Genomic DNA, 12,166 nt, shown 5'->3' with positions numbered 1-12,166 from the left:
GGGGATGGATCCTGTGAGAAGGGGTTCTGCCTTCTCTGTCACGCGAAGTTGGCCAATCGGCTCAGGTCATCGAAAACTTTTTTCAGCTGAGCTTCGGCTCGAGCGATACCCAGTAGCGGGTGAAGCGCCGTACCTTGACCGGCAGCGTCACCTCCAGCATCTGCAGGATGCGCTCGCTGTCATCCAGCGGGTACGAGCCGGACACCTTCAGGTCGGCGATCCGCTCGTTGCAGCCCAGCTGCCCCTGGCGGTAGCGCCCCAGTTCGGCGAGGAAGTCGGCCAGGCGCATCTGCGACGCCACCAGCATGCCGTCGACCCAGGCGCCGCTGTTGCGGTCCAGTGGCGTGATGGCTTGCCAGCCGTGGCCGGTGAAGCGGGCGCGCTGGCCGGCCAGCAGTGCCTGGCCGGCAAACCGGGCCTGGCCGCTGAACACCGAAACCAGGCTGAATCCGTCGAACTCACGCACGTTGAAACGCCCGTTGCCCAGTTGCAGGTCGCCTTCGCCCGTGCGCAACACCAGCGGCCGAGTATCGCTGGCCACCTCCAGTGCCAGTTCACCCTCGCGCAGCCGTACCAGGCGCTGTTGGCCATCGAAGCGCACATCGGCGGCGCTGCGGGTATTGAGTTGCAGCAGGCTGCCATCGTCCAGGCGCATCCGCCGGCGTTCGCCCAGCGGGCTGCGGTAGTCGGCGAGCATGCCGGGCAGTGGATTGTGCCCTTGCAGGCCCAGGCCGGTGGCGCTGGCCACACCGAACAGCAGCAGCGCCTTGAGCGCCCGGCGCCGGGCCGGGGAGGGCGGAGCCTGGAGGGTGGCATGCACCACCGGCGAAGCGACGCCACGCAGACGCTGGTTGACCTGCTGGATATGCGCCCACGCCCGCTGATGCTCGTTGTCGGCCTGCAGCCAGCGTTGCAGGGCCTGCTGCTGGGCCTGGTCGAAATCGTCGCCCTGGGATTCGATCAGCCAGTGCACGGCCTGCTCGGCCACCTGTGCGCGGAACGACGTGTTCACAGGGCGAAGTAGCAGCGCAGGGCTGCCTTGTTCAGGTAACGCTTGACCGTGGCCAGCGACAGGCCCAGCTCGCGGGCGATCGCGGTCTGCCCCAGGCCATCGACCTGGGCCAGCAGGAACACGCGCTTGACCATCGGCGCCAGGCCGTCGAGCAGGCGGTCGAGTTCCAGCAGGGTCTCGAAGATGATCGCCTTCTGCTCTTCGCTCGGCGCTACCTGCTCGGGCAACTGGGCCAGGGCGTCGAGATAGGCGCGCTCGAGTTCCTGGCGGCGGAAGTGGTTGCACAGCACGCGCTTGGCCACCGTGGCGAGAAAGGCGCGGGGCTCGATCAGGTGCGGTGCCTCGCGGGCCTGGAGCAGGCGCACATAGGTGTCCTGGGCCAGGTCGGCGGCACTCTGCGGGCAGCCCAGGCGCCGCCGCAGCCAGCCGGTGAGCCAGTTGTGATGGGCGTGGTAGAGGCCTTCGACAGTGGAAGAAAGGGCGCTGGACACCGTGATACTCCGGCGCTGGGCAGCGCAACTGGTAGTAAGAATTGTTCGCATTGTAGTGCTGCGCAAGCCTCGCGGCAATCCTTTGGCTGAAGCCCAGGCTTTGCTTGTGAGAATTGAAATCATTACTATTGCAGCCCCAGCCCACCCCGGACTCCAGCCATGAAGCGCACCGCCGCCGGACTTCCTCTCAGCTACCGCCTGGCCGTGGCCTCACGCAGCCTCGCCGCGCTGCTGGGCGGTTACCTGCTGGCGTCCCTGGGCAGTGTCTGTGTCGCGCTGCTGCTGCCGATGCCCAAGGTCGATGCCACGATCATCGGCCTGTTGCTATCGTTCGTTTTCTACCTGTTGGCCTTCCTCTGGTGCTTCGCCTGCCGCAGCGCCTGGCGCGCCTGGCTCGGCGTGTTGCTGCCGAGCCTGGCGCTGGCGTTGGTCGACGGGCTTGCCTACTGGATGAAGAACCCATGAAGGAAGGTTTCCGCCAGGCCATGGCCTGGCTGCACACCTGGACCGGCCTGATCTTCGGCTGGCTGCTGTTCGCCATCTTCCTCACCGGCACGCTGACCTACTTCAAGGAAGAAGTGAGCCACTGGGCCCAGCCGGAAGTGCGCCGCCACGCGCTCGATCCCGTGGCCAGCCTGGGCCTGGCCCAGCGCTACCTGGAGGCCAACGCCGCACATTCGGCCAGCTGGATGATCCGCCTGCCCAGCGAGCGCGAGGCTGCCCTGAGCGTCGGCTGGCGCGACCCCGAAGGCGGGCGCCGAGGCTTCGTCAGGAAGAGCCTCGACGCCGTCAGCGGGCAGCCGGTCGAGGCGCGTGACAGCCGTGGCGGCGAGTTTTTCTACCGGTTCCATTTCGAACTGCAGATGCCCTATCCCTGGGGCCGCTGGCTGTCGACCTTGTGCGCCTTCATCATGCTGCTGGGGCTGGTCACCGGGATCATCACCCACAAGAAGATCTTCAAGGAATTCTTCACCTTCCGGCCGGGCAAGGGCCAGCGCTCGTGGCTCGATGGCCACAACGCCATCGGTGTGCTGGTGCTGCCGTTCCACCTGATGATCAGCTACAGCAGCCTGGTGCTGTTCATGTACATGGTCATGCCGGCCAGCATCCTGGCCAGTTACGGCGGCAATACCAATGGCTACTTCAATGACCTGTTCGGGCGCGACGAGGCGCCCAAGGTGGCCAATGTCGCGACGCCACTGGTGCCGCTGGCGAGCCTCTACGCCAAGGTGCAGGCGCAGGTGCCGGGCGCGCGCATGGGCTTCATCCAGGTGCAGAACGCTGGCGACCAGAATGCGCGCGTCACCTTCAGCCAGTCGGCGGCGGACAATGTCCCGTACCGGCGCAGCGCCAACTGGACATTCGATGGCAGTACCGGCGAACTGCTCAGGCAGGGCGCCCCGGAAAGCGCCACGATGCTCACCGCCTTCAGTTTCGCTGGCCTGCACATGGGCAACTTCGCCGGCCCCTGGCTGCGCTGGCTGTACTTCCTGTTCGGCGTGGCCGGCACCGCGGTGATCGGCACGGGCCTGGTGATGTGGCTGGGCAAGCGCCAGCTCAAGCATGCCAAGAGCGCGCGCCTGCCGGGTGAACTGCGCCTGGTCGAGGTGCTCAACATCGCCGGCATGAGCGGCCTGCTGCTGGCGGTGGCCGGGTTCTTCTGGGCCAACCGGTTGCTGCCGGTGGGGCTGCAAGGGCGTGCGGACTGGGAGGTCAACAGCTTCTTCCTGGCCTGGTTGCTGGCGCTGGTGCACGCGGTGCTGCGCCCGGGGCGCAGGGCCTGGGGCGAACAGCTGGCACTGGGCGCGCTGGCCTTCGCCTTGCTGCCGCTGCTCAATGCACTGACCACCGGGCAGGGGCTGAACCATTCGCTGGCGGTCGGTGACTGGGCCATGGCCGGGTTTGACCTCACCGCGCTGGCGACCGGGCTGTTCCTGGCCTGGGCGGCCAGGAAGATGCTGCGCGCGCCAACCCCGGCGGCCAGGCGCGCGCCGCGCGCGGCGAAGGCAGCCGAAGCGGTCGAGGTGAAGGGATGATCAGTGTCGCCCTGATCGGCTTTGCCGGTTTCGTCGCCCTCTGCCTGGCGATGGACAAACACTTCAGCGACCTGCTCGGGCGCAAGCCCCGCCCTGGCCAGCTGCGTGGCCTGCGCATCGGCGGCTGGTCGCTGCTGCTGGTGTCGCTGGTACTCGCCGTGCATCTGCGTGGCTGGGCCCATGGCCTGGTGGAGTGGATCGCCGTGCTGATGGCCGGGGTCACCCTGTGGGTGTTCGGCCTGCCTTACCAGCCACGCCTGCTGCTGGGCCTGGCCGTACTCAGTGTATTGTTGGGCCCGCTGCTGGCCGTGCTGCCTTGAGCGAGCCTGACAGCGACGGCCCCCGCGCGCGTTTCGTGCAGGTGTTCCTCGCCCAGCGTGCGCGCATGGAGGCCCTGGTCAGCCGCCGCGTGGGTTGCCGCGCCACCGCCTCGGACCTGGTGCAGGAGCTGTTCCTGCGCTTCTGGCGCCGCCCCGAGGTCAAGGTCGAGGCGCTCGACACCTACCTGCTGCGCTGTGCCGGCAACCTGGCCATCGACCACCTGCGCAGCGAGGGCAGCCGCGAGCGCATGGCCGAAGCGGCATCGTTGCCGGATGACGATGCCCCGGCGCCGGAGCAGGCGCTGCAGGCCGACCATGACTTGCAGCGCATCGAGGTTGCCCTGCGTGCGCTGCCCGAACGCACCCGGCAGATCTTCCTGCTCAACCGCATCCACGGCTGCAAGTACGGCGAGATCGCCCAGGCCATGCAACTGTCCCAGAGCAGCGTGGAAAAGCATATGATGCGCGCCCTCGAAGCGTGCAAGGCTAGTGTTGCCGAGCCCGCGTCCTCCTTACGCAGGCCTGGGAGCGCCCGCCGATGAGCCATCCAGACCCGATCACCGCCGTGCAGGCCGACGCTGCCTTGCACTGGCTGCTGCGCATCAACGAACAGCCCGAAACCGCCCGCAGCGGCGAATTCAAGCGCTGGTTGTTGGCCGACCCCAGTCACCGCGAGGCCTTCGCCGAGGCCCAGTTGCTGTGGCAGATCAGCGAAGCGCCGGCGGCGCGGCTGGCCGACGAAGAACAGGCCGACCTGCAACGTTACCTGCAGGCCATGGCCAGGCCGAATTCCAGCAGGAGCTGGCGCGCGCTGCGCGGTATGGCGGTGGCGGCTTGCCTGATGCTGGCCGTGAGCGTGGCGGGGGGGTGGCGCCCGGCAGACTGGCTGTTGGACCTGCAGGCCGATTTCAGCAGCGGCGAGGCGATTCGCCAGGTGACCCTGGCGGACCAGTCCCAGGTGACCCTGGATGCCGGCAGCGCGATCGCGGTGGATTTCCAGCAGGGTGAGCGGCGCGTGCGGCTGTTGCACGGAGCGGCGTTCTTCCAGGTCACCCACACGGGCGAGCCGTTCGTGGTCGAAGCGGGAGAGGGCGAGGTGCGGGTGCTCGGTACCCAGTTCGAGGTGCGTGACCAGGGAGATGGCGCCCAGGTGACCGTGCGCAGCGGGCGGGTCGCCGTGACCCCGGCCCAGGGGCAGGTTGCCCATGAACTGACCGCCAATCAGCAATTGGCCTTTGCCGATGGCCAGGCAGGGGAGACCCTGAGCGTGGACAGCGATAGCCGCCTGGCCTGGCGTCAGGGCTGGTTGAATTATTACCAGGTGCCGTTGGCGCAGGTGGTCGAGGACCTGGGGCGGTATTACCCGGGGCGGATCCTGTTGCTCGATGGTGAGCTGGGGCGGCGCAAGGTCAGTGGCAGCTTCCCGGTGCAAGAGCCGCTGGCGGCGCTGGATTCGCTGGGCAAGGTGCTTGGTTTCTCGCGGCAGACCTTGCTCGGGCGTTTGACCGTCATTCGGTAAGCTGCCTGCGCCGGCCCTTTCGCGGGTAAACCCGCTCCCACAGGTATCACACCGGTCTGTAGGAGCGGGTTTACCCGCGAATGGGCCGGAGCAGGAAAAATAAAGTTCAAAAAGAGATGAGGTAACTGGATGTGACATCCGTGTAATGAGTGGAAGTGCGATTCATTCGCAGTCACAACCCTCTCACAGGTCAGCGTCCATGAAGTTCACCCCGCGTTGCGTTCCCCTCTGGTTCGGCCTCACCGCCTGCTCGGCCTTCGCCGCGGCCCCCTTCGCCATGGCTGCCGAGCAGCTGCAGCTGCACAGCTTCGCCCAGCCCAGCCAGCCTCTGGCTCAGGCGCTCAACGCCTTCAGCCGCGCTAGCGGCCAGAGCGTGGTCTACACCCTGGAACTGCCGGCCGTGCAGGCCCCGGCACTGAACGGTTCGTTCAGCGCCGAGCATGCCCTGCAGCAGTTGCTGGGCAACAGCGGCCTGACCTGGCGCCGTCTCGACGCCCGCACCCTGACCCTGGAACCCGTGGACACGTCCGGCGCCCTCAACCTCCAGGCCACCACCGTCTCTTCGCAGATGGACAGCTACAGCTACCAGCCCCCGGCCAGCGCCTCGATCATGCGCGGCCAGGGCCCGTCCCAGGACATTCCCCAGGCGATCAACGTGGTGCCGGGCCAGGTGCTGCGCGACCAGGCACCGCGCAACCTCGACGATGCCCTGGCCAACGTCAGCGGCATCACCCAGGGCAACAACTTCGGCGGCACTTCCGACACGGTGATGAAGCGCGGTTTCGGCGACAACCGCGACGGTTCGATCATGCGCGACGGCATGCCGCTGGTGCAGGGCCGCAGCCTCAATGCCAGCACCGAGCGGGTCGAAGTGCTCAAGGGCCCGGCTTCGCTGCTGTATGGCATCCAGGACCCGGGCGGGGTGATCAACGTGGTCAGCAAGCGCCCACAACTGGCGCAGTACAACGCCCTGACCCTGCGCGGCTCCAGTTACGGCAGCGGCAAGAACGGCAGTGGCGGTGGCTTCGACAGCACCGGCGCGCTGGGCGACAGCAACCTGGCCTACCGGTTGATCGTCGACCATGAGGACGAGGACTACTGGCGCAACTTCGGCACGCACCGCGAGTCGCTGGTGGCGCCATCGCTGGCCTGGCTGGGCGAGGATACCCAGGTGGTGCTGGCCTACGAGCACCGCGAATTCCTTTACCCGTTCGACCGCGGCACGGCGTTCGGCAGCAACGGCCACCCGCTGGACATCCCGGCCACCCGCCGCCTGGACGAGCCGTTCAACGACATGGAAGGGCGCTCCGACCTGTACCGCCTGGAGGTCGACCACCAGCTGGACGACGCCTGGAAGCTGCACTTGGGCTACAGCTTCAACCGCGAAACCTACGACGCCAGCCAGGTCCGCGTCACGGGTGTGAACGAAGCCAGGGGTACCCTGACCCGCAGCATCGACGGCACCCACAACGCCATGAGCCGCGACCAGTTCGTCACCTTGAGCCTGAACGGCAATGTCGAGCTGGCTGGCATGCAGCATGACCTGCTGTTCGGTGTCGATCACGAGGACCGCAAGATCTTTCGCGGCGACCTGATCCGCCAGACCGCGAAGTCCACCTTCAGCTACCTGAACCCGGTCTACGGCCAGGAAGTGGAAGGCAGCACGGTGCGTGCCAGCGACAGCGACCAGACCGACAAGCTGCGCACCGACGCGCTGTTCGTGCAGGACGCGCTGCACCTCGACGAGCACTGGATCCTGGTGGCCGGCGCGCGCTTCCAGCAGTACGACCAATACGCTGGCCGCGGCCGCCCGTTCACCGCCAACACCGACAGCAACGGCCAGGCCTGGGTGCCCCACGCCGGCATCGTCTACAAGGTCGATGACCAGCTGTCGTTCTATGGCAGCTACAGCGAGTCGTTCAAGCCCAACTCCAGCATCGCCCCGTTGACCGGCGGCGTGGTGCTGGATGGCTCGGTGGCGCCGGAACAGGGCAAGTCCTGGGAGCTGGGCGCCAAGCTGGACATGCCGGGTCGCCTGACCGGCACCCTGGCGCTGTTCGACATCACCAAGCAGAACGTGCTGGTGGCCAACTTCGACAGCGGCACCGGCGAGACGCTGTACAGCAACGCGGGAGAGGTCAATTCGCGCGGTGTCGAGCTGGACCTGACCGGGCAGCTCAGCGAGCGCTGGAGCCTGATCGGCAGCTATGCCTTCACCGACGCCAGGGTGACCAAGGACCCGGACCTGCAAGGCAATCGCCTGCAGAACGTCGCCAGGCACAGCGGCTCGCTGTCGGCCGTGTACGACTTCGGCAGCCTGTTCGGCGGCGACCGCCTGCGCTTGGGCGCCGGGGCGCGGTACGTGGGCGAGCGGTCGGGCAATTCGACCAATACCTTCAACTTGCCGAGCTACACCGTGGCGGATGCTTTCGCCAGCTACGAGACCCGGCTGGACGAGCACAATGTGCGCCTGCAGCTGAACGTGAAGAACCTGTTCGACAAGGTGTACTACAGCTCGGCGGTGAACCAGTACTTCGTCGCCATCGGCGATGCGCGGCAGGTGAGCCTGTCGAGCACCTTCGAGTTCTGACGCTGGTGTTGCCTGGGCTGGCCTCTTCGCGGCTGAAGCCGCTCCCACAGGGATTGCGCGGTACCTGTGGGAGCGGCTTCAGCCGCGAATGGCTAAGCGGTACTCGCCGGGGCTGGCGCCGAACGCCTGGCGGAAGCGGTTGCTGAAATGGCTGGCACTGGCGAACCCGCACAACAGCGCCACCTGCCCCAACGGCAGCTCGCCCAGGCGCAACAGCTGGCAGGCCCGCTGCAGCCGGCACGCCAACAGGTATTGATGGGGCGGCAGGCCGAAGCTGGTGCGGAACATCCGCGCGAAGTGGTATTCGGACAGGTTGCAGCGCAGCGCCAGTTCGCCGAGGGTTATCGGCTGGTCCAGGTTCGCCTCGATGTAGTCCAGCAACTGGCGGCGCAGGCTCGGTGCCAGCCCTCCCTTCAGACGCAACCCCTGACGCAGACCTACCTGGCTGAGTACGGCATGATCGACGATCTCGTGGGCCAGGCTGCTGGCCAGCAGGCGCTCGCCAGGCTCGCTCCAGTCCATGCCGATCAGTTGGCGAAAGCGCACGGACTGCTGCGGGTCGTCGAGAAAGGTCGCCTCCTGCAATTGCAGCTCCCGCGGCTCGCGGTCGAGCAGGCGCACGCAGCCCAGGGCGAATTGCGCCTCGCTGATGTACAGGTGCGCCAGGCGGATGGCGCCGTTCACCACCCAGTTCGATTCCTGGCCGGCCGGCATGATGCACAGCTTGTCCGGCGCGCCCTTGTCGGCCGGGCGCTGGCGACGGAAGGTGCCGGTGCCGTCGGCGATGTAGCACGACAGCGTGTGATGGCTCGGCGCCTGGTAGTCGCGGGCGTCGTCGCGGTTGCTCCACAACGCCGCCGCCAGGCCGTCACCCAGGTGCGCGCTCAGCTCCAGCCGGGCATTGGGCGAAGCGTGCATGGCGTTGAACACTTGCAGCTGGCTGAGTGGGGTCATGGGTGGCTCCTCTGCAGGCCATCGTACTGCGGCTGGAGAGCGGTGACAGCTACCGGGGCGAGAAAAGCGCAAGTTTGTGCAAGCGCCTGGCGGTGATCAGGGGAACACTGGTGGCCCTGGCGAGGGCTGCGCCCTCGATTCGCGGGTAAACCCGCTCCCACAGGGACCTCACCGACCTGTGGGAGCGGGTTTACCCGCGAAAAGCCGGGCGCCGATCTTGAATGGCCCAAGGAACCACCGCCATGAACCTGTCCCTGTACCTGCTCACCGTCCTGATCTGGGGCACCACCTGGATCGCCCTGAAACTGCAACTGGGCGTGGTCGCCATCCCGGTGTCGATCGTCTACCGCTTCGCCCTGGCCGGTTTGATCCTGTTCGCCATCCTCCTGTTCACCCGACGCCTGCAACCGATGGACCGGCGCGGCCACCTGATCTGCCTGGCCCAGGGTTTCTGCCTGTTCTGCGTCAACTTCATGTGCTTTCTCACCGCCAGCCAGTGGATCGCCAGCGGCCTGATCGCCGTGGTGTTCTCCACCGCCACCCTGTGGAACGCCTTGAATGCGCGGGTCTTCTTCGGCCAGAAAATCGCCGGTAATGTCCTGGCTGGCGGTGCACTGGGCCTGCTGGGCCTGGGCTTGCTGTTCTGGCCCGAGCTGTCGCACCACGCCGCCAGCCCTGAGACCCTCTACGGGCTAGGCCTGGCCCTGCTGGGCACGCTGTGCTTCTCGGCCGGCAACATGCTGTCGAGCATGCAGCAGAAAGCCGGCCTCAAACCCATGAGCACCAATGCCTGGGGCATGCTCTACGGCGCGGGGATGCTGGCCGGCTATTGCCTGCTCAGCGGCATTCCATTCGCCATGGAATGGAACACCCGCTACATCGGCTCGCTGCTGTACCTGGTCATCCCCGGCTCGGTGATCGGCTTCACCGCCTACCTGACCCTGGTCGGGCGCATGGGGCCGGAACGTGCGGCCTATTGCACCGTGCTGTTTCCGCTGGTGGCGCTGAACGTGTCGGCATTTGCCGAGGGCTACCAGTGGACGGCCCCGGCGCTGCTGGGGCTGGTGGCGGTGATGGCCGGCAACGTGCTGGTGTTTCGCAAGCCCAGGCTCCCCCACAAGGTTGCCTTGGCCCGCTGATCACGGGTTTGCAACTGCAAGCGGGGTCTGTGTGGGAGCGGCTTCAGCCGCGAAGAGGCCGGTCCAGGCGCTAACGAACCTTCAGCCTTTCCACACCTGCGGGTTCACCAGATCCCGCGGCCGCTCACCCAGCAGCGCCGAACGCAGGTTGTCCATCGCCCGGTTGGCCATCGCCTCGCGAGTCTCGGCAGTGGCCGAACCGATGTGTGGCAAGGTCAGCGCATTGGGCAAGCGGAACAACGGTGACTCGCTCAGTGGTTCCTTCTCGTACACATCCAGGCCGGCACCGCGAATGGTGCCGTTCTTCAGCGCCTCGACCAGCGCCGCTTCGTCGACCACCGGGCCGCGGGCGATGTTGATCAGGAACGCGCTCGGCTTCATCAGCTTCAGCTCGCGGGCGCCGATCAGCTTGCGCGTGGCGTCGGACAGCGGCACCACCAGGCAGACGAAATCGGACTCGGCCAGCAATTGCTCGAGGCTGCGCAACTGGGCGCCCAGTTCCTGTTCCAGCGCCTGCTTGCGGCTGTTGCCGGCATACAGGATCGACATGCCGAAACCGAAGCGGCCACGGCGGGCAACGGCGGTACCGATGTTGCCCAGGCCGACGATGCCCAGGGTCTTGCCGTGCACGTCGCTGCCGAACTGCGACGGTGCGACGGTGGCCTGCCAGTTGCCTGCCTTGGTCCAGGCATCGAGTTCGGCGGTGCGGCGGGCGCAGCCCATGATCAGCGAGAAGCCCAGGTCGGCGGTGCTTTCGGTGAGCACGTCGGGGGTGTTGGTCAGGGCGATGCCGCGCTCGTTGAAGTAATCGACGTCGTAGTTGTCGTAGCCGACCGACACGCTCGACACCACCTCCAGCTTGCCTGCGCCTTCAAGCTGCGCGCGGCCGAGCTTGCGGCCGGCGCCGATCAGGCCGTGGGCCTCGGGCAGGGCTTCGTTGAACTGGGCACTGATGTCACCGAGTTTCGGGTTCGGCACGATCACGTTGAAGTCTTGCTGCAGGCGCTCGGCCATGGCCGGGGTGATACGGCTGAAGGCCAGGACGGTCTTTTTCATCGGGCAACTTCTCTGCAGGGCGGTGGGTCGGGTTGATTGCTTAGCAACCTACCATTGTCCACCGCCGCCGTGCAGCAGGTTTTTCAGTTGGCGATCAGCAATTCATGGGTTTTCAGGTCGGCCTCATGGGCCGCCAGGATCTCCGGCAACGAGTTGCGCAGGTACTCGACCCAGGTCTTGATCTTGGCATCCAGGTACTGGCGCGACGGGTAGATGGCGTACAGGTTCAGTTCCTGCAGGCGGTAGTCCGGCAGCGCCCGCACCAGGCTGCCGTCGCGCAGGCCGTCGATCGCCGAGTAGATCGGCAGCACGCCCATGCCCATGCCGCTGCGGATCGCGGTCTTCATCGCGTCCGCCGAGTTGACCTGGAACGGCGAGGTGGTGATGTTGACCAGCTCCTGGCCTTCGGGGCCGTCGAACAGCCATTTCTCCAGCGGGATCACCGGGCTGACCATGCGCAGGCAGGCATGCTGCAGCAGGTCGAGCGGCTTGTGCGCGAAGCCGTTGCGCGCCACGTAGTCGGGCGAGGCGCAGACAATGCTGTAGGTGATGCCCAGGCGCTGGGAAACGAAACCGGAGTCGGGCAGCTCGGTGGCGAGCACGATGGACACGTCGTAACCCTCTTCGAGCAGGTCCGGCACGCGGTTGGCCATGGTCAGGTCGAAGGTCACGTCCGGGTGCGATTCGCGGTAGCGGGTGATGGCATCGACCACGAAGTGCTGGCCGACCCCGGTCATCGAATGCACCTTCAGCTGCCCGGCGGGCCGCGCATGGGCGTCGCTGGCCTCGGCCTCGGCCTCTTCGACGTAGGTCAGGATCTGCTCGCAGCGCATCAGGTAACGCTTGCCCGCCTCGGTCAGGGCGATGCGCCGGGTGGTGCGGTTGAGCAGCCGGGTTTGCAGATGGGCTTCCAGGTTGGAGACCGCCCGCGACACGTTAGCGGTGGTCGTATCCAGCTGCGCCGCGGCAGCCGTGAAGCTGCCTAGCTGGGCTACGCAACTGAAAGCACGCATGTTTTGCAGGGTGTCCATGGGTCACTCTCGATCTAG

At 66.7% G+C, this 12,166-nt stretch carries 12 protein-coding genes; 7 read left to right on the top strand and 5 right to left on the bottom strand.

Annotation, left to right across the window (positions count from 1 at the left end; all coding sequences use genetic code 11):
* Positions 1–82: 82 nt before the first annotated feature.
* Entirely contained in the window at positions 83–1,012 is a 930-nt protein-coding gene (locus ACIP21_RS26230) for a FecR domain-containing protein (protein WP_400694098.1), read from the bottom strand.
* Positions 1,009–1,554 (bottom strand): sigma-70 family RNA polymerase sigma factor, encoded by a 546-nt coding sequence (locus ACIP21_RS26225; protein WP_400694095.1) that lies wholly within the window; start codon positions 1,552–1,554, stop codon positions 1,009–1,011. The genes ACIP21_RS26230 and ACIP21_RS26225 overlap by 4 nt, the downstream gene beginning before the upstream one ends.
* A gap of 108 nt (positions 1,555–1,662) precedes the next feature.
* On the opposite strand from ACIP21_RS26225, the gene ACIP21_RS26220 reads away from it, so the two are divergent.
* From ACIP21_RS26220 to ACIP21_RS26195, 6 genes are all read left to right on the top strand, one after another.
* Positions 1,663–1,968 carry a DUF3649 domain-containing protein gene (locus ACIP21_RS26220; RefSeq protein ID WP_400694093.1) on the top strand — a complete coding sequence of 102 codons (306 nt, stop codon included), beginning with the start codon at positions 1,663–1,665 and terminating at the stop codon, positions 1,966–1,968.
* On the top strand, positions 1,965–3,539 hold the full coding sequence (locus tag ACIP21_RS26215) for a PepSY-associated TM helix domain-containing protein (RefSeq protein ID WP_400694090.1): 1,575 nt from the start codon (positions 1,965–1,967) through the stop codon (positions 3,537–3,539). The genes ACIP21_RS26220 and ACIP21_RS26215 overlap by 4 nt, the downstream gene beginning before the upstream one ends.
* Positions 3,536–3,859 carry a DUF3325 domain-containing protein gene (locus ACIP21_RS26210; RefSeq protein ID WP_400694087.1) on the top strand — a complete coding sequence of 108 codons (324 nt, stop codon included), beginning with the start codon at positions 3,536–3,538 and terminating at the stop codon, positions 3,857–3,859. The genes ACIP21_RS26215 and ACIP21_RS26210 overlap by 4 nt, the downstream gene beginning before the upstream one ends.
* Positions 3,856–4,401: an RNA polymerase sigma factor gene (locus ACIP21_RS26205; protein ID WP_400694084.1), complete on the top strand. Its 546-nt coding sequence runs from the start codon at positions 3,856–3,858 to the stop codon at positions 4,399–4,401. Before ACIP21_RS26210 ends, ACIP21_RS26205 begins: the two co-directional genes overlap by 4 nt.
* Positions 4,398–5,378, top strand: a complete 981-nt coding sequence (locus ACIP21_RS26200; protein ID WP_400694082.1) for a FecR family protein — start codon at positions 4,398–4,400, stop codon at positions 5,376–5,378. The genes ACIP21_RS26205 and ACIP21_RS26200 overlap by 4 nt, the downstream gene beginning before the upstream one ends.
* A gap of 199 nt (positions 5,379–5,577) precedes the next feature.
* Positions 5,578–7,968, top strand: coding sequence for a TonB-dependent siderophore receptor (locus ACIP21_RS26195; RefSeq protein ID WP_400694079.1), 2,391 nt, complete (start codon positions 5,578–5,580; stop codon positions 7,966–7,968).
* Between the two features lie 78 nt (positions 7,969–8,046).
* Here ACIP21_RS26195 and ACIP21_RS26190 read toward each other — a convergent pair whose 3' ends face one another.
* Positions 8,047–8,922, bottom strand: a complete 876-nt coding sequence (locus tag ACIP21_RS26190) for a helix-turn-helix domain-containing protein (protein WP_400694076.1) — start codon at positions 8,920–8,922, stop codon at positions 8,047–8,049.
* 242 nt (positions 8,923–9,164) lie between these two features.
* On the opposite strand from ACIP21_RS26190, the gene ACIP21_RS26185 reads away from it, so the two are divergent.
* Positions 9,165–10,061, top strand: a complete 897-nt coding sequence (locus ACIP21_RS26185; protein WP_400694073.1) for a DMT family transporter — start codon at positions 9,165–9,167, stop codon at positions 10,059–10,061.
* An 81-nt stretch (positions 10,062–10,142) separates the two neighbouring features.
* Here the strand turns inward: ACIP21_RS26185 and ACIP21_RS26180 are convergent, their stop codons facing one another.
* On the bottom strand, positions 10,143–11,117 hold the full coding sequence (locus ACIP21_RS26180; protein ID WP_400694070.1) for a 2-hydroxyacid dehydrogenase: 975 nt from the start codon (positions 11,115–11,117) through the stop codon (positions 10,143–10,145).
* A gap of 83 nt (positions 11,118–11,200) precedes the next feature.
* Positions 11,201–12,148 carry a LysR family transcriptional regulator gene (locus tag ACIP21_RS26175; RefSeq protein ID WP_400694067.1) on the bottom strand — a complete coding sequence of 316 codons (948 nt, stop codon included), beginning with the start codon at positions 12,146–12,148 and terminating at the stop codon, positions 11,201–11,203.
* Positions 12,149–12,166 lie beyond the last annotated feature (18 nt).

It is taken from the genome of Pseudomonas sp. NPDC089401, assembly GCF_044749485.1.
Classification (GTDB): domain Bacteria; phylum Pseudomonadota; class Gammaproteobacteria; order Pseudomonadales; family Pseudomonadaceae; genus Aquipseudomonas.
The sequence above is the reverse complement of the archived record's forward strand: the minus strand, read 5'-3'. Positions and strand labels throughout refer to the sequence as shown.